General features: G+C 66.6%; 21 protein-coding genes. 7 read left to right on the forward strand and 14 right to left on the reverse strand.

The window, feature by feature from the left end:
- The 5 genes from AWC17_RS27720 to AWC17_RS27745 form a co-directional block, all read right to left on the reverse strand.
- Positions 1–729 (reverse strand): PAS and ANTAR domain-containing protein, encoded by a 729-nt coding sequence (locus AWC17_RS27720; protein WP_197083494.1) that lies wholly within the window; start codon positions 727–729, stop codon positions 1–3.
- A 389-nt stretch (positions 730–1,118) separates the two neighbouring features.
- The gene (locus tag AWC17_RS27730; RefSeq protein ID WP_046186244.1) at positions 1,119–1,877 is read right to left on the reverse strand and encodes a Mut7-C RNAse domain-containing protein; all 759 of its coding nucleotides are present in this window, start codon (positions 1,875–1,877) and stop codon (positions 1,119–1,121) included.
- Positions 1,874–2,965 carry a galactokinase gene (locus tag AWC17_RS27735; RefSeq protein WP_047323015.1) on the reverse strand — a complete coding sequence of 364 codons (1,092 nt, stop codon included), beginning with the start codon at positions 2,963–2,965 and terminating at the stop codon, positions 1,874–1,876. Before AWC17_RS27735 ends, AWC17_RS27730 begins: the two co-directional genes overlap by 4 nt.
- Positions 2,962–4,041 carry a galactose-1-phosphate uridylyltransferase gene (gene galT / locus AWC17_RS27740; RefSeq protein ID WP_046184202.1) on the reverse strand — a complete coding sequence of 360 codons (1,080 nt, stop codon included), beginning with the start codon at positions 4,039–4,041 and terminating at the stop codon, positions 2,962–2,964. The genes AWC17_RS27735 and galT overlap by 4 nt, the downstream gene beginning before the upstream one ends.
- A 93-nt stretch (positions 4,042–4,134) precedes the next feature.
- Complete coding sequence (locus AWC17_RS27745) at positions 4,135–4,554, reverse strand: hypothetical protein (protein ID WP_046184203.1); 420 nt, start codon at positions 4,552–4,554, stop codon at positions 4,135–4,137.
- Positions 4,555–4,653: 99 nt separating this feature from the next.
- Between AWC17_RS27745 and AWC17_RS27750 the strand changes: the two genes are divergently transcribed.
- Positions 4,654–5,907 (forward strand): cytochrome P450, encoded by a 1,254-nt coding sequence (locus tag AWC17_RS27750; RefSeq protein WP_046184204.1) that lies wholly within the window; start codon positions 4,654–4,656, stop codon positions 5,905–5,907.
- Here the strand turns inward: AWC17_RS27750 and AWC17_RS27755 are convergent.
- Positions 5,855–7,246 (reverse strand): cytochrome P450, encoded by a 1,392-nt coding sequence (locus AWC17_RS27755; protein ID WP_046184205.1) that lies wholly within the window; start codon positions 7,244–7,246, stop codon positions 5,855–5,857. The two genes, AWC17_RS27750 and AWC17_RS27755, sit on opposite strands and share 53 nt — an antisense overlap.
- Before the next feature lie 34 nt (positions 7,247–7,280).
- Entirely contained in the window at positions 7,281–8,165 is an 885-nt protein-coding gene (locus tag AWC17_RS27760) for an alpha/beta fold hydrolase (RefSeq protein ID WP_046184206.1), read from the reverse strand.
- Between the two features lie 110 nt (positions 8,166–8,275).
- On the opposite strand from AWC17_RS27760, the gene AWC17_RS27765 reads away from it, so the two are divergent.
- The 4 genes from AWC17_RS27765 (at position 8,276) to AWC17_RS27780 (ending at position 13,210) form a co-directional block, all read left to right on the forward strand.
- On the forward strand, positions 8,276–9,175 hold the full coding sequence (locus tag AWC17_RS27765) for an NYN domain-containing protein (protein ID WP_046184207.1): 900 nt from the start codon (positions 8,276–8,278) through the stop codon (positions 9,173–9,175).
- Complete coding sequence (locus AWC17_RS27770; protein ID WP_046184208.1) at positions 9,162–10,355, forward strand: MFS transporter; 1,194 nt, start codon at positions 9,162–9,164, stop codon at positions 10,353–10,355. Before AWC17_RS27765 ends, AWC17_RS27770 begins: the two co-directional genes overlap by 14 nt.
- 171 nt (positions 10,356–10,526) lie before the next feature.
- Positions 10,527–11,756: a cytochrome P450 gene (locus tag AWC17_RS27775; RefSeq protein WP_046184214.1), complete on the forward strand. Its 1,230-nt coding sequence runs from the start codon at positions 10,527–10,529 to the stop codon at positions 11,754–11,756.
- A gap of 104 nt (positions 11,757–11,860) precedes the next feature.
- On the forward strand, positions 11,861–13,210 hold the full coding sequence (locus AWC17_RS27780; protein WP_046184209.1) for a hypothetical protein: 1,350 nt from the start codon (positions 11,861–11,863) through the stop codon (positions 13,208–13,210).
- A 6-nt stretch (positions 13,211–13,216) separates the two neighbouring features.
- Here the strand turns inward: AWC17_RS27780 and AWC17_RS27785 are convergent, their stop codons facing one another.
- From AWC17_RS27785 to AWC17_RS32920, 6 genes are all read right to left on the reverse strand, one after another.
- Positions 13,217–14,098, reverse strand: a complete 882-nt coding sequence (locus AWC17_RS27785; protein ID WP_046184210.1) for an alpha/beta fold hydrolase — start codon at positions 14,096–14,098, stop codon at positions 13,217–13,219.
- Positions 14,099–14,100: 2 nt separating this feature from the next.
- Positions 14,101–15,384 (reverse strand): phenylacetate--CoA ligase family protein, encoded by a 1,284-nt coding sequence (locus AWC17_RS27790; protein WP_231588586.1) that lies wholly within the window; start codon positions 15,382–15,384, stop codon positions 14,101–14,103.
- A 122-nt stretch (positions 15,385–15,506) separates the two neighbouring features.
- Complete coding sequence (locus tag AWC17_RS27795) at positions 15,507–16,445, reverse strand: alpha/beta hydrolase (protein WP_046184212.1); 939 nt, start codon at positions 16,443–16,445, stop codon at positions 15,507–15,509.
- Between the two features lie 222 nt (positions 16,446–16,667).
- A complete protein-coding gene (locus tag AWC17_RS27800) occupies positions 16,668–19,226 on the reverse strand; it encodes a cation-translocating P-type ATPase (protein WP_046184213.1) in 2,559 nt (852 codons plus the stop codon).
- A complete protein-coding gene (locus tag AWC17_RS27805) occupies positions 19,223–20,026 on the reverse strand; it encodes a ferritin family protein (RefSeq protein ID WP_047323014.1) in 804 nt (267 codons plus the stop codon). Before AWC17_RS27805 ends, AWC17_RS27800 begins: the two co-directional genes overlap by 4 nt.
- A 644-nt stretch (positions 20,027–20,670) precedes the next feature.
- Positions 20,671–20,829 (reverse strand): hypothetical protein, encoded by a 159-nt coding sequence (locus AWC17_RS32920; RefSeq protein ID WP_156174161.1) that lies wholly within the window; start codon positions 20,827–20,829, stop codon positions 20,671–20,673.
- On the opposite strand from AWC17_RS32920, the gene AWC17_RS27810 reads away from it, so the two are divergent.
- Complete coding sequence (locus tag AWC17_RS27810) at positions 20,828–21,115, forward strand: hypothetical protein (RefSeq protein WP_046184439.1); 288 nt, start codon at positions 20,828–20,830, stop codon at positions 21,113–21,115. The genes AWC17_RS32920 and AWC17_RS27810 overlap by 2 nt on opposite strands.
- Positions 21,116–21,166: 51 nt before the next feature.
- Here AWC17_RS27810 and AWC17_RS27815 read toward each other — a convergent pair whose 3' ends face one another.
- Positions 21,167–21,436 carry an SHOCT domain-containing protein gene (locus AWC17_RS27815; RefSeq protein WP_046184440.1) on the reverse strand — a complete coding sequence of 90 codons (270 nt, stop codon included), beginning with the start codon at positions 21,434–21,436 and terminating at the stop codon, positions 21,167–21,169.
- A gap of 184 nt (positions 21,437–21,620) precedes the next feature.
- On the opposite strand from AWC17_RS27815, the gene AWC17_RS27820 reads away from it, so the two are divergent.
- A complete protein-coding gene (locus AWC17_RS27820) occupies positions 21,621–21,956 on the forward strand; it encodes a hypothetical protein (RefSeq protein WP_141224821.1) in 336 nt (111 codons plus the stop codon).
- Positions 21,957–21,964: the final 8 nt, after the last annotated feature.

Consider the following 21,964-nt stretch of genomic DNA (forward strand, 5'->3'; position numbering starts at 1 on the left):
TTACTCGTCGGAGCCGGACGCCCGCAGGTGCGCGGTGAGCAGGCGTTGGTCGAACCGTGAGCGCGACGCGATCACCTCTTTGCCCAACGCGGAGAAGTCTTTCGCGATCTGCTCGGCGAGCACGCCCAGCTTCATGTTGCGCACCTGGGACAACGACTTGAGCAGGTTGAACGCCGCCATCTCGTCGACGCCGTAGACCAGCATCAACATCCCTTTGGTTCGGTCGATGGCGCCGCGACGCTCGGCGATTTCGGCCACCTTGGCGGTGATGTTCTCCTCGCGCTTGCGGCTGGGTCTCGGTGTCACGTCGACATAAAAGCCGTGGGTCCCGATGACGTCGCCGCTGCTGTCGCAGAGTTGATCGCCCACCACGACCACTTCACGGGTGTTGCCGCGGGTGTCGACGATGCGGTGCCGGGTACTGAACGCCTGCCGGCGTTCGATCATGTCGTTGATCGTTGCGGCCACGTGCCGACGATCGTCGGGATGCTTGTGAGCAACCACCAGCTCCGTCGTCGGCGTCACCGTTCCGGGATCATAGCCGTGCATCCGCTGGACCTGATCGGACCATTCCCATCGTCGATCCTCGAAGTAGAAGCGAAACCAGCCGGCCCGCTGCGGTGTTCCGCCGGCGAGGGCCTGCTCAACCGCTGCCGATTGGCCGTCTAGTTCCCACGCCACAACGCACGCTCCGTGTCTGACATCGTCGCCGCCGACCTCGCCGCCCATTTCTCGAGGGCCGCTTGCCGGATAGCGTCGCTTTCCTGCAGCCGGAGCTCGGACACCCGACACAGTTCGCGCGTTCGGTCGAGCTGCTGCCGCGCGCGCTGAATGGAACTGGCGACAGAAGGCTCCGGCGATCTGGGGGAATCGGAGTACGTGCCCCGGCCCATCCCGGAGCTTCGGCGAAGGGTCTCCCGCAGCACGGCCGTCCGGCGCGCCGTCCGGGCGCGATGAGCCTTTTGCCGGCAGGCCGACGAGCAGTAGACCGCGTCGGACCGAGCCGAGAAGCCCGCCCCGCACACCGCGCACACGATCCCCCGCACATCCGTTACGTTACAGCTACCGGCGGCGACGTGTTAGAGCTATAAACCAGGGAATTGCGGGCGTCCGGACGGTCAACCCAGCTGGTCGCGCAGCCTTTCCACCAGCCGGACCAACTTCGCGTAGTGCGACCCGGGCCAGTAGATCCGCCCGCATTCCGTGCACCGGCTGAACTCCTCGTAGTACTCGCGGGTCAGCGGCTCCAACTGATCGATCACCTCGTCCTTGCTGACCCGGCTCAACGTGCCGTTGCAGCGCACGCACCGGCTGAGCGGCGCCAGCCGCCGTCCCAGGTCAAGCCGTCGCAGCACGTCGAGCGCCTGCTCGTCGGGATCATCGGAGCGAACGAACAGGCCGTGCGTAATGGCGCGGCGCTTCAACAGGCCGCGATCACGGGTCAGCAGGATCCGGCGCTGCTCGCCGCTGATGTCGGCCAACGTCTTGTCGTCGGCGTCATTCGACCACCACACGTCGAACCCGAGCAGGCGCAGCAGCCAGGCCAGCCGGCCGAGGTTGACGTCGACGACGAACCGCGGATCGCGCAAGGGCACCGGCCGCAGCCGGGCGGTCGCCCCGACGTCGAGCGCCTCGAACATCGGGTAGGCGGCGATGCGGTCGCCGAAACTCGGGCGGTAGGCGAAGTCCCGCGGGGATCCGTTCACCAGGATCAGGTCCACCTCGGTGTGCGGGATGCCCATCGCCTCCAGCACGTCCTTGACGGTCTGGTGCGGCCGGAACGGGCGGCGCACCGTCGCCCCGCGCGACTCGGGCGCCAGGAAGTCGTTGAGCTCGGCGTACACCCGAACTTCGACGTACCCGGTCGGCTCGTTCACTCACATGGCCCCGCGCCTACGGCGGCGCGGGTTCGGGTGATCGCCGGCTGCTCGAAACCGGCGTCGCCCAACGCGCGTCGCACCGCGTCGTCGACCGCGCCGGTGCGATCGGCAGGCACCAGCGCAATCACACAGCCGCCGAACCCCCCGCCGGTCATCCGCGCGCCCAGGGCGCCCGCCCGTACCGCGGTGTCGGCGATCAGGTCGATGTGTTCGGTGGTGATCTCGAAGTCGTCACGCATGGACGCGTGTGAGGCGTCAAAAATCCGCCCGGCTTCGGAAAAATTCGAATCATTCAGCGCCGCAACACAATCGAGTACCCGCTGATTCTCGCTCAGCACGTGGCGGGCCCGGCGGGCGTCGACCGGATCGCGCACCGCCGCGACGACGGATGGCCCGCGGTCCTGAAGCTCGCGCAGTGACGACGCACCCAGGTCCGCGGCCGCCCGCTCGCACGACGCGCGGCGCGCGGCATAGTCACCGCCGGCGTGCGTGTGGCGGGCGCGGGAGTCGATCAGCAGCAGCGTGACACCGGCGGCGTCCGGGTCGAAGGCCACCGGCGCGACGGTGAGGTCGCGGAAATCGATCAGCAGCGCCGTCCCCGGCCGGCCGAAGAGCGAGGCCAGCTGGTCGAGCAAACCCGTTGGGGCGCCGACGTAGTCGTTTTCGGCGCGCTGGGCGAGCCGCGCCTGTTCTTTGGCGTCGATGAGCACATCGGCGGCCGCCGCGATCGCGCCCAGCGCCGCGCATTCCAGTGCCGCCGACGACGACAGCCCCGACCCCATCGCCACATCGCTGGTGATCCGCATCGCGCCGCCGGGCACCGGGTAGCCGGCCTGACGCAGCGCCCACATCACCCCGGCCACGTAGGCCGCCCAGCCGGCCACGTGGCCGGGAGCGGTGGCCAGCGGAATGCGCACCGGCCCGTCCGCGCGGTCGCTGGCCACGGTGATCGCATCGCCGTGGTCGGGCGCGAACGTCACCACGGTGCGCTGCGGCAGTGCGATCGGCAGTGCGAACCCCAGGTTGTAGTCGGTGTGCTCCCCGATCAGGTTGATCCGCCCGGGCGCGGCGTACCGGACGGTCATCCGAGCTCCCGCAGTCGCCGGGCCACGCTTTCGGGCGTGACGTCGCTGATGAACGCGTCCATCGCCGACTCGGAGGCCGCCAGGTACTTGAGCTTGGTGGCGCTGCGCCGGATCGACATCAACTCGACGTGGAAGTAGCCGTCGGCCTGGGCGTCGGTGTCGGCGTACTGGTGCAACGCCGAAATGTAGGGCAGTGGCGACGAATACATCCGGTCGAATCGCCCCAGCACGTCGAGGTAGACCCGCGCGAACCCGTCCAGTTCGTCCTCGTCGAGTTCGATGATGTTGCGCACGAACCTGTTCGGGTAGATGTGCACCTCGACCGGCCAGCGCGCGGCAAACGGCACGAAAGCGGTGAACAGGTCGTCGCGCGCGATGATTCGGCTACCGACGGCGACCTCGCCGGCCAGCAGGTCGCCGAACAGGTTGGTGCCGTGGCGCATTCGGTGCTGGCGCGCCTGATCCAGCATGGCGGAGGTGCGCGGCGTCAGATAGGGATAGCCGTAGATCTGGCCGTGCGGGTGGGTCAGCGTCACCCCGATCTCCTCGCCGCGGTTCTCGAAGCAGAACACCTGCTCGATGCCCGGCGTGGCCATCAGGTCGCCGGTGCGGTGCCGCCACGCCTCGATGACCAGCCGGGCGTGCGCCGGTTCCAGCCCCGCGAAGGAGCCGGTGTGGTTGCTGGAAAAGCAGATGACCTCGGTGCGGCCCTGCCCTGGCGCGGACACGAAGCCGTCACCGGCGGGCGCGAGCGCCGGCCCGGTGCCGGACAGGCTGGGGAACCGGTTTTCGAACACGACGACGTCGTAGTCCGGTGCGGGCACCTCGCTGGTCAGCCCGGTCGGACCCGGGCACAGCGGGCACTGGTCGGGGGGCGGTTTGTAGGTGCGGTCCTGGCGCAGCGCCGCGACGATCACCCACTGCCCCGTTGTCCGGTCGAACCGCAGCTCGGTCTGCCGCCCGTCGCGCGCCGGCAGCGGCCTACGATCTTCGACCGGCGCCGGACGGTGCCCGGGCAGCGCGAAGAACAGCAGGTCACGGCCGTCGGCCAGCTTCGCCCGCGTCGGCGCTGTCACGATGTCGAAGACTAGCTTGGCCGCCGCAACGCGGTTCGGGTAACCATGATGGGTCCAGCAGGCGAGAAGGCCGAATCCGGGGCTGATCGCCGTTCAGAGGCCGGGCAGGCAGGCCGGAAAGTAGCAGGGCTGGTTGGGTGACTGCGCCTTCGGCAGCAGGTCAACCAGCTGGAGCATGGTCTGCCAAAGCCGCAGTTCCACCCCGGGCCGCTGTGCGGGCGGGAGGTTTTGCACGTCGTTGGACACCGTGGTGGCCTGCTGCTGCAGTTGCGCCAGCCGTTGTTGTCGTTGCGCAGGGCTGAGGTTGTCCCAGTTGTCGTGTAGTTCAGACACCTGGCGCTGCAGCTCTGCGACTTCCGCCTCGGGGTCGGACTGCGGGCTCGGGGCTGACGGCGGGCGCAACGGGTGCAAGTGGCTCGGGACGGGTGCCACCGTGACCTCGGCCTGCGCGCAACCGGCCGTCGCCACCGCGCCGGCAGCAAGGCCGGCCGCCACGATCGCAATGATTCTCATTGAGGCTTCATTTCTTCAAGGCTCGGCTTTATGGTGCTGGCAGTAAGACACGTCGGGTTTGCTACCGATCCCAATAGGCACGTCTCTAGGAGAAATCCGATGGCCACACCGAACCTCCCGCCCGGCTTTGATTTCACCGACCCCGACATCTACGCCCACAGGCTGCCGGTGCGCGAGTTCGCCGAATTGCGCGCGACGGAACCGATCTGGTGGAACGAGCAGGCGCCCGACGCGGGCGGCTTCGGCGACGGTGGCTACTGGGTGGTGACCAAACACCGCGACATCCGTGATGTCTCGCTGCGCAGCGACGTCTTCTCCTCGGCCATGAAGTCGATCGTGCCGCGTTACCGGGAAGACCTGGCGGCCGGGCAAATTGAGGCGGGGCGGGCGTCGATGATCATGATGGACGACCCCGAGCACAGCCGGCTGCGCAAGATCGTCTCGCGGGCCTTCACGCCGCGCTCGGTCGAGCGGCTGCGCGCCGAACTCTCCGAGCGGGCGCGGCGCATCGTGACCGAAGCCGCAGCAGCGGGGTCGGGGGACTTCGTCCGCCAGGTGGCCTGCGAGTTGCCGCTGCAGGCCATCTCCGGCCTGCTCGGGGTGCCGCAGGAGGATTACGACAAGCTGTTCGACTGGACCAACAACATGATCGGCAGCGACGACCCGGAGTTCGCCGACAACGACTCGCTCACCTCAGCGGGCGAATTGATGTGGTATGCCATGCAATTGGCGGCCCGCAAGCGCGAGAACCCTGGTGACGACATCGTCACGACGCTGGTCCACGCCGACGCCGAGGGCCAGCGCCTGTCCGAGGATGAATTCGGAATGTTCGTGGTCACGCTGGCCGTCGCCGGAAACGAGACGACCCGCAACTCCATCACTCAGGGAATGATGGCCTTCACCGACTACCCCGCGCAGTGGGAGTTGTTCAAGGCGCAGCGGCCCAAGACCGCGGCCGACGAGATAATCCGTTGGGCGACACCGATCACGGCGTTTCAGCGCACCGCGTGCGAGGACACCGAGCTCGGCGGGGTCCGGATCACCAAGGGGCAGCGGGTGGTGTTGTTCTACCGCTCGGCCAACTTCGACGAAGAGGTTTTCAACGACCCGTATGCCTTCAACATCTTGCGCAGCCCGAACCCGCACGTCGGTTTCGGCGGCACCGGGGCGCACTACTGCATCGGCGCGAACCTGGCGCGCATGACGATCGACCTGATGTTCAACGCGCTCGCCGATCACGTGCCCGACCTGACTTCGCTGGCGAATCCCGAGCGACTGCGGTCGTCGTTCATCAACGGCATCAAGCACTGGCAGGTCGATTACCGGGGCGCGCGAAGTGAGGTCGCCCACTAGTTGTGGCGGGGACGTCCCTGATCGCCCGCACGCGAATGCGAGCGCCACGATGCGGCACTAGGACAACGAATTTCAGCTTCTGCCGCTCGTCGGTCGCGGCCGTGGTGCTCAGCTCGGCCCGGCGCAGAATCTCGCGCAACACCACGCGCATCTCGACCATGGCGAAGCCGGCGCCGAGACAGCGGCGGTTGCCACCGCCGAACGGGAACCAGGTCGTCGGGCTCAGGGTGGCGCCCAGCATGCGGTCCGGATCGAATCGGTGCGGATCCGGGTACACAGCGGCGCTCGTGTGCACCAGCCCAATTCCGGGCGCCACCATCACCCCGGCCGGCAGCCGGTAGCCGGCCACGTCGGCCGGTTCGGTCAGCACCCGCCCCACGTCGAACACCACCGGACGGATCCGCAACGTCTCCTTCACCAGCGCGTCGAGATACTCGTCGCCGGCCGGATCGCCCGCGGCGCCGGCCTCAGCGGCGGCCACGGCCTTGGCCAATACGGCCGGGTGGCGGGTCAACCGCTCGAGCGCCCAGGACAACCCGTTCGCGGTGGTGTCGTGCCCGGCCACCAGCAACGTCATCAGCTGGTCGCGCAGCTCACGGTCGGACATCGTGCGGCCGCCGTCGTCGGCGCGGACCAGCATGGCCAGCACGTCGGTGCGGTTGGCCAGGTTGGGGTCCGCTCGGCGCTCGGCGATCTCCGTGTAGAGCAGGCGGTCGGCTTCAGCCATCCGCCGACGCAGCCCTCGCCACGGGAGGTAGCGCTGCAGCTCCGGCTTCGCCAGTGCCAGAGTCGCCCATGGACCCACGCTGAGCAGCCGCGGCATGATCTCACGCAGCGCCGCGAGCCGGGCCGGGTCGGTGGCGCCGATGACCGTCCGCAGGATCACCTCAAGGGTGATCTCCGACATCTTGGGCGCGGCCGCGAAGCTCTTGCCCACCGGCCACCCCGCGATATTCGCCGCGGCGATCTCGGCCATCAGCCCCGCTTGGCGTGCGACGGCGTCGCGATGGAATGGCGGCACCATCAGACGGCGCCGATCCCGGTGGACGTCTTCGTCGATCACCAGAAGGGAGGTGTCGCCCAGCAGCCCGCTCAGCATCGAATTCGCTTCGCCGGCATGGAAGACGTGCGGGTCGCCGGCGAACACCGTCTTGATATCGGCCGGGTCGGCCAAATACACCAGCGTGCCCATTCCCGCGACGCGCAGCGTGAACACATTGCCATAACGACGCCGGCAGGCGGCGACAAAGTGCGACCCGCGGTACAGCATCAACGCGGCCTGCACCGCCGGGGGCAGCCGGGGCCCCGGCGGAAGCGCGGTACGCGCGGCTTTGCGCATCGCCGCAATCTTACGACCGGCTTGCGCGACGAAGCTACGCCTCAGATTCCAGGCGCAGCCGGGTAGTCGCCGTTTCGTGGCGGTTGCCCGTTGCGATGAAGTCCTCGATCAGCTCCACCACCTGATTCGGCGCCTCCACCTGTGCGAAGTGGCCGACGTCGGGCAGGATTTCGAGCCTGGCGTCGGTACGAGCCTCGTGCGCGGCGTACGCGTGATCGACGGGGATGATGCCGTCACGCTCTCCCCAGATCGCCATGACGGGCAAGTCCTCGCGCAGCCGCAGCCTGCTGAGCGCGCTGACCGCCTGGCCGCGGTAATCGACCACCGAGCGCAGTGTCCGCAGGAAAGACTGGCGCGTTTCGCCATCCGACAGCGACGAGTAGGCGCTCCAGATCTCGGCCCCGCGCGGCGACTGGATCCCGGCGCTCCTCAGCCACGACCTGACCCGATTGCCGACGGACAGGACGGGCTTCGGCGCGATGATCGGCAACACCAGCTCCGCCCCGGGCGCCGAGAGCAGCCGCAGCACCCAACCGACGTCGGGACCGAGGCCGCCGCTGCTGATCAGGATCAACCGCTTGGCGTAGTCGGGGTGCTGATAGACGAACTGCATCGCGACCCCGCCACCGAGCGATTGACCGACCAGGGTGGCCTGGCTGACGCCGAGTTCGTCGAGCAGGTCACGAAGCCACACCGCGAATGCGCCCAGCGAATAGTCCGTGCGCGGTTTCGCCGATTCCCCGTGGCCGAGCAGGTCCGGGGCGATGACCCGGAACTTCTTCGACAGCGGCGGTATCACCAACCGCCACGTCTCCGAGCTGCCGGCCATCCCGTGGATGAGCAGGAGCACCTCGCCGTCGCCCTCGTCACGGTAGGCGACCCGATCGCCGTGCAGCTCGAGAAACTTCAACTGACTCATCCCCCGGGTGTACCCGCTCTGGCGCTGCTGTAGGGCCCCGCACGGGCAAATAGTGACGGAAAACGCTTCCGGCCCCCACAGTGCCGGACGCCTCAGCGATGATTTAGTCCATGACCGAACCGGTTGCGGCCCGTGTGGCCGTCTACCTCGACTTTGACAACATCGTGATCTCACGATACGACCAGGTTCATGGCCGCAGCTCGTTCCAGCGGGACAAAGCCAAGGGGCTCGAGCAGTATTCCGAGCGGCTGGACCGGGCCACCGTCGACGTCGGCGCGATCCTAGACTTCGCGTCGTCGTTCGGGACCCTGGTGCTCACCCGTGCCTATGCGGACTGGTCGGCGGACATCAACGCCGGATACCGCGGACAGCTGGTGGCCCGCGCGGTCGACCTGGTGCAGTTGTTCCCGGCGGCGGCCTACGGCAAGAACGGCGCCGACATCCGGCTGGCCGTCGACGCGGTCGAGGACATGTTCCGGCTGCCCGACCTGACCCACGTGGTGATCGTGGCCGGTGACTCCGACTACATCCCATTGGCCCAGCGGTGTAAGAGGCTCGGCCGGTACGTGGTGGGCATCGGGGTGGCCGGCGCGTCGAGCCGGGCGCTGGCGGCGGCCTGTGACGAGTTCGTCATCTATGACTCGCTCCCGGGGGTGCCGGCACTGGAACCGGAGCCCGCGGCCCCGGACGCCGGTGCCGAGGCCAAGCCACCGAAGCGACGGACCGGGCGCGCCAACGCTGCGCAGCCCGAGGAACCGGAGCCACCCGATCCGCAGGCCGCCGCCACGGCACTCCTGACGCGCGCGCTGCAGATCGGCTTGGAGAAGGACGACGTCGACTGGCTGCACAACTCGGCCGTGAAGGCACAGATGAAGCGGATGGACCCGTCGTTCAGCGAAAGGTCTTTGGGATTCCGGTCATTCAGCGATTTCCTGCGGTCGCGGTCCGACGTCGTTGAGTTGGACGAGACGTCGACGACCCGGATGGTGCGGCTTCGTGCCCAAGACTGAAACCTACTCGGGGCCCCACTGGCTCACCCGCAACGTTCGGGTGCTCTCCGGAGTCTCGTTCCTGCAGGACACCGCCAGCGAGCTGTTGTATCCGCTGCTGCCGATCTACCTGACGGCCGTGCTCGGTGCGCCCCCGTCGGTGGTGGGAGCCGTCGAGGGCGCGGCCGAGGGCGCGGCTTCCTTGACGAAACTCGCGGCGGGCCCGCTCGGCGACAGGTTCGCACGGCGCCCGTTGATCGCCACCGGCTACGGAATGGCGGCCCTCGGGAAGGTCATCATCGCGGTGGCCGCGGCGTGGCCGGGTGTGCTCGCGGGTCGCGTCGTCGATCGGCTCGGTAAGGGCGTCCGCGGCGCACCGCGGGACGCGCTGCTGGTCGACGATGTGGACGAGTCCCTGCGCGGACGGGTTTTCGGCTTCCACCGCGCGATGGACACTTTTGGCGCCGTCTTCGGTCCGCTGCTCGGGTTGGTGGGTTATGAGCTGCTGGACCACCGCATCGCGCCGTTGCTGTATGTCGCCATCGTGCCCGCCGTCCTTTCCGTGGCACTCGTCTTTCTGGTGCGCGAGCGCAGCCGTCGCGGCCCGCGAGCGCAGCGGCAGTCCATGTGGGCCGGTGTGCGCTCATTGCCGCAACCGTACTGGCGGGTGACTGCACTCCTGGTGGTCTTCAGCGTGGTGAATTTTCCGGACGCCCTGTTGTTGTTGCGGCTCAACGAGATTGGCTTCTCCGTGGTCGGGGTGATCCTGGCGTACGTCGGATATAACGCGGTGTATGCCCTGGCCAGCTACCCGGCCGGATCTCTCGCCGACCGCATCGGCAGACCGGCGCTGTTCGGCCTCGGCCTGGCCTTCTTCGCGGTTGGCTATATCGGGCTCGGGCTGACCACCGACAACGTGACGGCATGGCTGCTGATCGGTGCCTACGGATTGTTCACGGGGTGCACCGACGGCGTCGGGAAGGCCTGGATTTCGGGGCTTGTCGACCAGGAGCACCAGGCCAGCGCGCAGGGCCTGTTCCAGGGCGGCGTCGGACTGGCGGTGCTGGTGGCGGGGTTGTGGGCGGGCCTCCTGTGGGGTTCGAACGGCCAACTGCCACTGCTGATTTCGGGAGTCACCGGCGGCGTGTTCGCGGTCGTGCTCATCGGCGGCCAGCTGGTCCGCGGCGTGAGACGCGGGTAGCCGCCTTACGGCTGGCCACACAGACCTTCCTTTTTGTATGGCGGGGGCCGTCTGGACTACGCGGAAACGTTCGTACCTGGCGCCCAATATCGTTGACAGCTAACCGGGACGGCCATACATTGTGTGAAAGTTGTCGCGAACTCATTCGCGTACGACCTCGAGGAGACCGTCATGACCGTCGGTACCGCTCCCACAAGCGTTTTCGATGCCGATCTGCCGACGCTGGCGTACGGTGCCGAGGAGTCCCCCGCCGAGGTCTATCCCCGCCTCCAGGCGGCCCAGCGGCACGCCCCCATCGCCATCGGACCGCACGGGCCGGAAGTCCTCTCCTACCACCTCGTCCGCTCCGTGCTTCGCGATGCCCGATTCCAGATCCCGCCCGGGATCAATCTGATGGTCCAGGGCCTCACGTCGGGCCCGCTGTGGGACAAGGTCATCAACAGCCTGCTGTGCCTGGAAGGCGACGCGCACCATCGGCTGCGCAGCCTGACGTCGAAGGCGTTCACGCCCCGCGCGACCCTGCGCCTGCACGACACCATGGTCGGCGTGATGAACGAGCTGGTCGACAGCGTCATCGACGCCGGGCGCTGCGACGTCGTCACCGACCTCGCACGGCCCTACCCCGTCCCGATCATCTGCGCATTGCTCGGCGCTCCACGTGAGGATTGGCAACAGTTTTCGTTGTGGGCGGACGACGTCTTCAAGGCCTTCAGCTTCAACGTCGACCTCCGGGAAGTCGAGCCCGTCGTCATGCGGGCCTGGCGCCAGCTCGACGACTACGTCGACGACATGGTCGCGCGGCGGCGGCACAGCCTGACCGATGACCTGCTCTCCGACCTCATTCGCGCCGAGGACGACGGCGACCGGCTGAACACCGCCGAATTGCGGATGCTCGCGGGCGGCCTCCTCCTGGCGGGGACCGACACCACCCGCAACCAGGTGGCCGCCTCGGTGCACGTCCTCTGCGAGCATCCGGAGCAGTGGGGCTTGCTCAAGGAGCACCCCGAACTGGCGATGCGCGCCGTCGAGGAGACCATGCGCCACTCGCCGATCGCGTGCGGAACCCTCCGGCTGGTGGTCGAGGACGTCGAGCTGGACGGCTACCTCTTTCCCGCCGGCACGATGGTCCTGGTGAACACCGCCGCGGCCAACCGTGACCCGGCGGTGTACGACGATCCCGACCGGGTCGACATCACGCGCGAGGGGGCGCCGCCCATCTTGACCTTCGGCGGCGGTGTGCACTACTGCCTGGGCGCCAACCTGGCCCGCCGCGAGATCGCCGAAGCGCTGAACGTCATCGCGAGCCGCCTGCTCAACCCGCGCACCGCCGGACCGGTTCCCTGGAAACCGATGGTGAGCCTGAGCGGCCCGAAGAGTCTGCCCATCGAGTTCGACCGATAGTCGGTCGGCGGGCTTGGTGTGACCAAGACCGCCGCACACAAGTCGCGGTGTGTCCCAGCCCGCTTTACGCTCGTTGGTTACACGAACTTAACGGGGGTTTTTTGATGCGGGCGTTTACGGGGCAAACTGTGCCCAAATTTGGGCTAGCCCTGGTGGCGTCGGTCGCCTGCCTGGCCGTCGTGTCCTGTTCGGAGACCGCGTCCCCGCCCGCGGCGACACCAACCACCTCGACTTCTGCGTCGAAAAAGGTCAGCAGCGCCGTTCCGTCGCCGGCGCCTATAACGGGTCCGTTGGAGAAGGATTGGAAAAGCTATGGCGGAACGGCGTACTTCGGTTGCCCGGAGAAGCTTTCCACCAGCAAATCCGCACTCGAGGACATCCGCCCGAAAATCTTTGATACCAAGACCGGGCAATACGTCGCGCCGGCCGTTCCGGCGGTCGCCGCCGGCGAGAATCTCACCGGCGCCATCTGCGCGCTGACGGGCACGGCGGACCACATGAAAGTCGTCTACATCGTCACGACCGTCAAACCGGCCCAAGCGCAACAACCCGAAGTCACCAAGGCGACCGCGTACGCCTACGACTTCAAGGCCGGCCAACCGTTGGCGACAAAAGAGCTGCAACCGCCGACCCCGGACCTCAAGATGACCGCGGCGAAGGACTGGGGGCTGTCCTCGACCGCATCGGGCGTGGCGTGGATCAACGCCTTCACCGACGGGCACTCCCCCACGTCGCCGCCGCGGACCGTGATCCTTTCCGGGGCGGACTTGTCGATGCCGTGGAACGACCCGCAGTCCGGGCTCGCCTGGCAGGACGTCCTTGCGTTTCAACGCAACAGCGACCCCGCCAAGACGTCGGGCGCAGAGCTGCGCCGGCCCAGCGGAGAGACGATCTACCAGGATAACGACATCCGAAGTGTGGACGCCGAATTATCCGATGGTCCAAACAAACTCGTGAAGATCACGCACTGGGATTCCTACAATCCCCCGGTGCTGTCGACGATGTTTTACGACCTGAACGCGAAGGCCGTCATCAAGATCGGCGATTCCGATCGCATTCCCGGTGGCGGGCTGTCCGCGACGTTGTCCGACGGGAAATTGTTTGTCGATGGCCACGACTCGGACAACTCCCCGTTCGGCTTCGGGGTTTGGAACCTGCGGACACAGCAGTGGGATTTCTTGAAGACGCAGGACGACGCGAAGAAGATGTCGATTGCCAAGATCGCGTTCTTCGAGGACCACCTCTACATCACCAACGTCGGCAATACGTTTGCTGTCCTTGCCCTACCCGCCACCGATCCGATTGCGACCACCTGGTCCGTTCGGCCCTTCGCCCGGATATCGGGCTGGACGCTGGTATGCCGCGGTGAGAATGCCGCGGCCTTGAACGGGGACTGCAAAGACATCGTGATGGTGCAAGACCAGGACGGCCACTTCCCCGGCCCCTGGTCCTGACCTGCGTCACCCAGGTTTGTCCGCGGTCGCGATCAGGATCTCTTCCGCGTGGCAGAAAACCAGCATGTGCCCCTCGTCCGGATACCCGGTGATTCCGCAATCGGGTAACCGTTCGGCGAGATCGCGCGCGTGATGATATGGGGCACGATCATCGAGAACGCCGTGGTAGAGGTGCACGGGAACGCGAATGTCCGCTGGGTCGAATCCCCACGGGGTGGCGATGATCGCCCAGTCCCGTACCTGCCCACGCGCACCTTGTCGGAAGGCCAGCGCAAACGAGTCCGTCAGACTTTCCCGCACGGCCGGTTGCGCGGCGACTCTCCGGTCCACCTCGGGAAGTGCCTTCACTAGTCCGCGATAAACCGTGCCGGGACGCCGACGCTCCGCGAGAACCGCTGCGCCGACGAGCCACCGCGCAAGCACCGGTGCCCGTCGGGCGAGGATCATGGTGCCGGCCTCTCCCCGATTCATTCCGTCGAAGGCGCCTCGCCGATCCGGCGGCCCCACAGTGCTGACCAACGCCGCGCGAGCAACGCGATCTGGCAAGGCGTAGCCGCATGCCGCTGCGAACGGGCCTCCGCCGGATGTACCGAGCACGGGGAAGCGCTCAAGTCCGAGGTGGTCGGCCAGAACGCGAACGTCGTCCGGCCAGTCGAGAAGTGCGCGACCGGCCTGCGGGTCGGAGAAGCCGACGCCTGGTCGATCGACGGTGATGCGTCGGACTCCAGCGGCGGTGATTACGTCGAGATCCACGGCGTCGCCCATGCGGGAACTTGGCAGGCCACGGAATTCGAACACCGGCGCACCGTTCGGGTCTCCCCACTGGGTGTAGGCGAGCGCGCGGCCATCGGCGAGGTGCATCCACTCGCGAGGGGGCAGCGAGTTCATAGTCACCGCCCCACCTGTGAGTACACCTGTCGAAATTTTCCGCTGAGCGGATGCAATTCCGGTGGCTGGGCGGCATTCTCGATTTTCACCTGGGTAGCACCTTGCTCAGATAGGTAGGCCGCCAGCCGTCTTCGCAGCGCTTCCCACACCGCGGGCTTTGTGCCTTGCTCCTTGACCGCCAAGCGCACCATGAGTTTGAGCGGTTCGGTTTGGATCAGTTGGCAGCTGAGCACGCCTGGTGTCTCTTCGGCGACAGTGGCAATGGCCAACGGGATTACCTCAACGACTTTCCCATTCTCAGGGAAGGACAAGGTGTCGTCGGTACGCCCGGTGACCTCGATGCGCGGGAAGGCGCTGCCACAGCGGCAGCGCTCGGCACTCGTGACTACCCGATCGCCCAACTGGTAGCGAATGATCGGCTGGACTCTATTGGCGAGGTTGGTCACGAAGACACCGTGCGACAACTGGCCCGCGGGCACCGGATCGCCGTGGTCGTCCACGGGTTCCACGATGTACCAATCGGCGTTTACGTGCAGTTGCTGAGCGGTGCATTCATACGTCAGGCCAACCGCTTCCGACGAGCCGTAATAGTTGCTCACCCGACATCCGAACGCTGTCGCGATTCGCTCACGCGCCGCGGTGGTGAGGGTTTCGCCCGCAGCATTTAGGAGGACGGGCTGGATTCGTAAGCTCCCCGAACGCTTCTGCTCCGCCAGTGCCTCCAGCACGCTCGGATAGCCACCGAGTACGACGGGCTGGAAGTCGTTGAGCTGCCTCACCAATTCGTCCAATGGGGTCATAGCCGAGAAGAGCCGCTGCGTGCCGGTTCGCCACGGCATGGTGCGGTGCCGCCTGGCCATCATTGTGCTGCCGAGGAAATGGCCGCCGGTGACAAAGACCGCTGCCAGCCTTCCCCTTCCGCGAACTAGTGCCCACATGTTCGCGGGGGACAACAACGACACTGGCAATGACCGGACATAGCCGAGGACGTTGTAGATCATCAGTGCTCGTTGGTCGTGCATCAGGATCGCGGGGGTTCCGGTGGCGCCGGAGGTCGTGCAGACCACGTAGCGACCGCGATAATCGTGCCCGACAAGCTCGGGATCGGCGATGAAGGCTTCGACGTCGGCCTGGGTGACGTCAGGATCGGTCACCCAGTCGTCGAAGTGCGACATCATTTGTGCTTTGGTGACGGCCGGTAATTGGCTGATATCGCTCAGCGGCGATGGCAGGTCGCGGTAAAGGTCCGCGAGGTAAGGCGAGTGGGCTCGCACGAAATCCAACAATTTTTGCAGGCGATCCCGTTGCCGTTGCTCGATGCCCGTTCGGCCCGCTTTTGCGGCTCGTCGTGCATCGCGGACCGCCCACGAATACGCCGCGGCCCGGCGCGCCTTCGACTTCCAGCGCGTCATGAGCCGCGGGCGCCGTTCGTCGAAGAACCGCCAATCAGGTGGCGGTGCAGAAATTCCGTCTCCACCGCGCTGATCGCCTCGAACAGCGTTCCCGTGTAGACGTCGAAGTGCCCCACCGGATAGCGATGCAGTTCAACGTTATTCATCAGCGACGCTATGCGAGCGCCGAACCTGGGTGAAGCTTGCAGGTCGTGGTCCCCGATGCACATCAGGACCGGCATGCGCAGCTTCTCTGCGGTGCCTTTGCGGTAGCGGGGCAAGGCGAAAAGCATGCGCGGCGCATGCGCATTGCGCCAGCCGACGGCTTCGCCGCCCAGCGCCTCGAACGCGGCTCCGGCCTCAGGCTCGGTGAACACCGCGACCTTGCCGGAATGCGCCACCACGGGAACCAGATACGGCTCCCTACCCAACCTCGCCCCCACCACATCGCGCACAGCCGCGACTGCGAATTGCGCAGTCCGCCACGTTACATCCCAGTTGAGACGTTGGCGCAGCATACGGCCGCGGTGCCAGCCGTCGATAAGCGGTACCTGCGACACCACCGCAGCGATATCCGGATCGGTTGCGGCTACCGCCAGCACGTGACCACCGCTCAGCGACGTTCCCCACAAGGCAATACGATGCGGGTCGATGTCGTCACGGCCGCGCAGGTATCGCACCGCCGCACGGTAGTCATCCTGTTGTTCGGCAACCTTGCTGACTTGCCGGGGCTCGCCGCCGCTGGCGCCGAAATTCCGATAATCGAACGCCAAAACCGCCAAGCCCGCCTTCGTGAACTTCTCCGCATACGCGGGCAGGCCGAGGCGCTTGGTGGCGCTACCGCCGTGCCCCATCACCACGCAGGGCAGCCTGGTGTCGACGGTGGTGGGCCGGTAGAGATCGGCCGCACACCGTGCGCCGTCGGACTCGAAAAAGACTTCGTTGAGTGCTGACACGTCTGTTCCAGGTTTGAGTCGCTATAACGTCGTCCCAATGTGCACCATCGACTCGTTCGTAACCAGAATCGAAAGAAGCGGTCTTTGATGACTTTGGCCCCTAATGAACGGCCGTGCAGATGCCGATGCCGCCGGCGTAGGCGGTGGACGATCACCGTGTGACCGGCAATCGAATCGCCGGGGTTTGGGCACAAATCTGCGCACGGTCGCTGTCACCGGGTGCTAGCGCCGCGCTGCGGCTGTCTTGTAGATCTCGAACCACGCGACACCGATGACACCGGCCGCGACGGCGATGATCCAGTCCCGCGGTGTGATTGGGCCGAAGTTGAAGGCGCGGCGCAGTCCGGGAACCACCAGCACCATGACGAGCAGCGAAGCCGTCGCAGCGAGTATCCACTTCAGGGCGCGGTTGCGCCGCTCCCGGAACGTTCGCCAGATCGGAAGCCGCCATGACCGATTCACCAGAATCAACGCGAGATTGCCGACGACGAGCGCGACGAACGTCACTGAGCGGACGACATTGTCGGGGCGATCGTTGAGCGCTGCCCACAGGAAAACGCCGAGGGTAGCGGCCAGCACCGAAAGCCCTTGCAGCGCGGCAATTGTCAGTACGCGTACACCGAACATCCGCTCGTGGGGCCCGCGCGGCGACGATTCCATGATCTTAGGGTCGGTCTCCTCGGCTTCGAACACCACCGAGCACGCAGGATCGATGATGAGTTCGAGGAATGCGATCTGGACGGGCAGCAGCACGAGGGGCCAGCCGGCGACGAAAACCGGGATGAGCGACATGCCCACGATCGGGAGGTGCACGGCGATCACATAGGCCATCGCTTTCCGCAAATTGTCGAAGATGCCGCGGCCCTGCCGCACTCCACCAACGATCGACGTGAAGTCGTCGTCGGTGATGACGAGCCCAGCAGACTCGCGGGCGACGTCGGTGCCATGCGCCCCCATTGCGATGCCGATGTTGGCCGCGCGCAACGCCGGAGCGTCATTGACGCCGTCACCGGTCATCCCGACCACTTCACCGTTGGCTTGCAGGGCGCGGACGAGTTGGAGCTTCTGCTCTGGCACCATTCGCGCGAAAACACTGACGGATCGGATGCGGCGAGCCAGCTCATCATCCGACATCGCTTCGAGATCCCGGCCGGTGATGCAGCCGGCGGCATGGTCTAAGCCGATGTCGCGGGCGATCGCCAGTGCGGTGCCGGGATAGTCGCCGGTGATCATGATCGTGCGGACGCCGGCACGCCGGCATTCAGCGACCGCAGCGGCCACGCCCGGCCGCACCGGGTCATTAAGACCAGCCAGCCCAAGGAATTCGAACTCGAAGTCGTGCTGCTCGGCCGGCAATGTGGTGTGGTCGTCGAAGCGGGCGCACGCCACCGCGAGGACCCGCTGGCCGCCGGCGGTGGCTCGCTCCACATCGGCGGTCAGTGCGGCGAGCTGGTCAGCGGTGAAGTGGCACAGGTCAGCGATCGCCTCGGGTGCGCCCTTGGCGGCGATGACGAACTTGCCGCCGTCGGTCGAGCGCCAGACGTGGGACAGCGCCAACAACCTTTCCGAGAGCGGATATTCGCGCACCAGTTCCCACGCGGCGTGGACGTGTTCTGTTCCGGACAGGTACTTCTCGCCAAGTTCCCTGAACGCTTTGTCCATCGGATCAAACGGGTCAACGGGCGAGGCCAGCACGGCGAACTCCGCGATGGTGTGAAACGCCTCGGGTAGCGGATCCTCGCCGAGGGTATGGGCATGCCCGTCAACGATGAGCTGGCACACTGTCATTCGGTTCAGCGTCAATGTGCCAGTCTTGTCGACGCACAGGACTGTCGCCGATCCCAGCGTTTCGATCACCGGGGGACGCCGGGTGAGGACCTGCTTACGCGACATTCGCCAGGCGCCCAGTGCCAGAAACACCGTCAGGACCACCGGAAACTCTTCCGGCAGCAGCGCCATCGCGGTCGCGATGCCCGCGAGCACACCCGTAAGCCAATTGCCTCTTGTCAGCCCGTAAACAATCACGACGACGACCGCGACGGCAAGACCAAAAACGGCGAGAATTCCTACGAGGCGGTCGATTTCCCGTTGCAGCGCAGTGCGCTCCGGCTCTATCGTGCGCAGAGCCGTCCCGATCTTTCCCAGCTCGGTGCCTGCGCCGGTTTCCCTGACCACCGCGATGCCGTGGCCCTTGACCACCAGGGTTCCCGAGAAGACCCATGGCGTCGCGTCCCCACCGGGTCGACCCATGGCCGCCGACATCGCCGGCGGCTCGATCGACGCCTTCCGCACCGGCACGGATTCGCCCGTCAGCGCCGACTCGTCAACCGAGAAGTTCGCGCATTCCAGCAGGACCGCGTCAGCGGGGACCCGGTCACCCTCGGCGAGAAGGACCACATCGCCGCGCACAACGTCGCGGCCGGCAATGCGTACCTGCGTCCCGTCCCGTACCACGAGCGCCCGTGGCGACGACAGGTCACGCAGCGCGGCCAGCGCCCGTTCAGTTCTGTGCTCTTGATAGATCGAAATCGTGATGACCACGACGACGAAACCCAACAGCATGATGCCGTCCAGCGGCTCGGCCACCAGGAAGTTCACCAGGCCGGCACCGAGGAGCAGGAGCAGCATGGGCTGGCGTACGACATCCCAGGCTTCCTGCAGCAGGTTCCGCCGCATCTGGGCCGCGAGCTCATTGGGTCCGTCGGCGGCGAGCCGACGCGCGGCCTCCTGGGCTGTTAACCCGGACAGGGCCGTGCCGGTTCCTGCCTCCGCCATGGTCATGACGTGGTCAGCGCCTTCCGAAAGGTCTGCTGGTGGGCCTTCTCGTCACCGGCAATTTCCCGGAACAGGTTGGCGGCCTGAGGGTTTCCCGCCTGATCGGCTTGGCGGGCATAGTCGGGATACATGACATCGGCCTCGTGCTGCTCACCGTTGATCGCGTCTTGCAGGTTTGCGTTGGTGTCGGTGGCCACCAAGCCGGCCAGCGTGGCCAGCATCGCGAAATGCTCGTTCAACTCGAAGTTGGCGGTGTTGGTAAAGAGCTGCGCCACCGCCGAGTTACCGTCTCGTCGCGCCTGATCGGCGTAGCGCATGTATTTCGCGTAGGCGAACGCCTCCCCCTGCATCGCTGTGCGCAGGTTTGCCAGCGTGGCCCCGGACGACCGCGGGGGCCCGGCCGTGATGGCCGCCGGTGCCGGCGTTGCGCCGGCCGGTACCGACGCGCCGCCGCCAGAGTTGCTCACCGCGTTCAGTGCTGCCTGGAAGTCCTTGAGGTGGGCTGCCTCGTCGGAGCCGATCTCGCTGAAGGCGGATGCCGCGGCCGGGTCGTTGTCAGCGGTGGCCTGCTTGGCGAAACCCGGGTACATGGAGTTGGTCTCGTTGGCCTCGCCGTTGATCGCGTCGCGCAGGTTGGCCGCGATGTCGCTGCCCAGTCCGACCAGATCGGCCTCGCGCGCAAAGTGATCCATGTGCTCGGTCTGGGCGGCGTTGGTGAAGTCCTGCGCGGCCTGCGTCCGCCCGGCCTGCTGCGCCTGGGTCGCATACGCCAGATACTTCGCATGGGCGAGCGCCTCACCGTGCATGGCTGACAACGCATTTGATCGGGTGGAATCGGCCAGGGGGGAGGGGGATGACGATGCCGGTGGCACCGGGTGACTCGAGCATGCAGTCAACAGCAACGCGGCCGTGCAGACCACAACCTGCAACCACTTAGCCTGATACATGGTCAACCTCGCGATGTGTCAATGGTCTCGCTGTAGCGCCGACGGTAGTTGGCGGTGCCGCGCCGGGCCAGGGGCGGAAGTCCTGTGATTGCATCGCCCGGCGGCCATGATTTCGCCCGGGGCGGCTCACCTCGGCCGATCGATCAGGGCGGGCAGCGGCCGAAACTGCTCCGCACCGGACGAGCCGAGATGGCGTGTCGACCATGCGCCGTAGACCGACGCCGTCCCAAGCGCAGCTGCTGCTCGACCAGCTGCGCGATGAGCGCGGTCGGCGGATTGTCCTCGTGTCGCACTGTCTGCTGAACGAGAACACGCGTTACGCCGGCGGCGCCACCCGACCGGGCGCGGTACCGGAGGCGGTCGAGGAGCTGATCGGCGCGGGTTACGGAATTCACCAGCTACCGTGCCCGGAGCGGCCGGCGTGGGGCGGGATACTCAAGCCCCACACCCTGCCCCTGTACCACTCCAAGGGCGGACTGCTGTATCCGCTGCGCGGCCTCTTGCTATGGGCGTTCGTGGTCTGGACCCGCCTCGTCTATCGCCGACTGGCGCGGCGAGTCGTTCGCGACGTTGCCGACTACCAGCGGTCCGGGATCACGGTCGCCGGACATGGTCGGGATCGGCGCCTCGCCGTCGTGTGGGGTGACCACGACGTTGGACATGCGGGCCTCGTTGAAGGTGGTCGCGGCCTGCCCGGCCGCCGCACTGACCCGAGACGTCATGAACGAGCGGGCCGTTCTGGGGTGCCGCCGCAAGGCCGAGGGCTTGTTCATCGCTGCGCTGGATCGACAGTTGCGCCGGCGGGGATTTGAGGTCCGGGCGCTCGAACATGACCTTGCCGCCGAGCTTCGCGGTTCGCGGCAGCAGCTGCTCACCGCGGGGGCGTTGCGGACCCTGGGCGGACCCGGGAACCGAGAGACCCCGTCGCACGGTGCGCGAGGCTACTGACACGCGATCCCGAATCCTCATGCGCACAACACAGTTCGGGCAGCGCGCAACTCACGGGCGCGCGTGCTCGCGCAGTACTGCCAGCCGGTCCCGATATTCGGTCTCATTGATCTCGCCGTGGGCAAACCTTGCGGCGAGCACCTGTTCCGGCGACGCTGTCGAGGACGTGTACGGCGGGATTTGGCGACCCTGGCGATCTCCATTGATGTAGCCGACGAGGGCAATAATGCCCGCGATAAGCAGCGCCCAGAACAACACCATGCCGACGCCCATTCCAGCCCATCCCCACCAGCCCATGTTGTGGCCGTACCAGACCATCATCGCGATCGCCTCCCCATCGGACAGCTTGAGAGATATTACCCCCGATCCTGCGGTACTGGTTTGCCAGTCGGCTAGAGGCTTATTTCCCAGGGATAAGTGACGCAAGTCCCTACCCCCGGGGGGTATAGTGGGGCAATGCTGGACCGGTGGTGTAGCGCGCCGCGCTGCGGAACAGGTAAGCGGTATGGCGGTGTCCGGTCAGACTACGAGCGGCCATTGGGTTGCGCTGCTCATTGGTGTGGTTCTGCTGCTCACCTTCGTCGCGACCACGGCTGCGGCATTAATGCGCGTTCGCCGAGCACGTCAGATCGAAGCGGCGCTACCGCCCACCAACGGGCTATCCGACCTATTGCCACCGGGCATGGGTGCGAGCCTTTGGCGGTGTCAGGCACTCATCGCCGAGGCGGTCGTCGTCCGACAGCGGCTGTCCGGGGAGATCGATGTCGAGACGTACCAGGTCCGCATGACCGAGCTGGCGCGGCAAGCCAGCTCCGAGCGCCGCCCACAGCGCAACACCTAATTCGTCCC

Origin of the sequence: Mycobacterium nebraskense (assembly GCF_002102255.1) — a bacterium.
GTDB classification, from domain to species: domain Bacteria; phylum Actinomycetota; class Actinomycetes; order Mycobacteriales; family Mycobacteriaceae; genus Mycobacterium; species Mycobacterium nebraskense.

What these genes read in the sequence shown, in the direction of transcription:
- AWC17_RS27720 (WP_197083494.1), bottom strand. Translation starts at nt 729, where the DNA reads ATGGGCGGCGAGGTCGGCGGCGACGATGTCAGACACGGAGCGTGCGTT.
- AWC17_RS27735 (WP_047323015.1), bottom strand. Translation starts at nt 2,965, where the DNA reads ATGACCGTCCGGTACGCCGCGCCCGGGCGGATCAACCTGATCGGGGAG.
- AWC17_RS27745 (WP_046184203.1), bottom strand. Translation starts at nt 4,554, where the DNA reads ATGAGAATCATTGCGATCGTGGCGGCCGGCCTTGCTGCCGGCGCGGTG.
- AWC17_RS27750 (WP_046184204.1), top strand. Translation starts at nt 4,654, where the DNA reads ATGGCCACACCGAACCTCCCGCCCGGCTTTGATTTCACCGACCCCGAC.
- AWC17_RS27755 (WP_046184205.1), bottom strand. Translation starts at nt 7,246, where the DNA reads ATGCGCAAAGCCGCGCGTACCGCGCTTCCGCCGGGGCCCCGGCTGCCC.
- AWC17_RS27760 (WP_046184206.1), bottom strand. Translation starts at nt 8,165, where the DNA reads ATGAGTCAGTTGAAGTTTCTCGAGCTGCACGGCGATCGGGTCGCCTAC.
- AWC17_RS27765 (WP_046184207.1), top strand. Translation starts at nt 8,276, where the DNA reads ATGACCGAACCGGTTGCGGCCCGTGTGGCCGTCTACCTCGACTTTGAC.
- AWC17_RS27775 (WP_046184214.1), top strand. Translation starts at nt 10,527, where the DNA reads ATGACCGTCGGTACCGCTCCCACAAGCGTTTTCGATGCCGATCTGCCG.
- AWC17_RS27780 (WP_046184209.1), top strand. Translation starts at nt 11,861, where the DNA reads ATGCGGGCGTTTACGGGGCAAACTGTGCCCAAATTTGGGCTAGCCCTG.
- AWC17_RS27785 (WP_046184210.1), bottom strand. Translation starts at nt 14,098, where the DNA reads ATGAACTCGCTGCCCCCTCGCGAGTGGATGCACCTCGCCGATGGCCGC.
- AWC17_RS27800 (WP_046184213.1), bottom strand. Translation starts at nt 19,226, where the DNA reads ATGACCATGGCGGAGGCAGGAACCGGCACGGCCCTGTCCGGGTTAACA.
- AWC17_RS27805 (WP_047323014.1), bottom strand. Translation starts at nt 20,026, where the DNA reads ATGCACGGTGAGGCGCTCGCCCATGCGAAGTATCTGGCGTATGCGACC.
- AWC17_RS27810 (WP_046184439.1), top strand. Translation starts at nt 20,828, where the DNA reads ATGCGGGCCTCGTTGAAGGTGGTCGCGGCCTGCCCGGCCGCCGCACTG.
- AWC17_RS32920 (WP_156174161.1), bottom strand. Translation starts at nt 20,829, where the DNA reads ATGTCCAACGTCGTGGTCACCCCACACGACGGCGAGGCGCCGATCCCG.
- AWC17_RS27815 (WP_046184440.1), bottom strand. Translation starts at nt 21,436, where the DNA reads ATGATGGTCTGGTACGGCCACAACATGGGCTGGTGGGGATGGGCTGGA.
- AWC17_RS27820 (WP_141224821.1), top strand. Translation starts at nt 21,621, where the DNA reads ATGGCGGTGTCCGGTCAGACTACGAGCGGCCATTGGGTTGCGCTGCTC.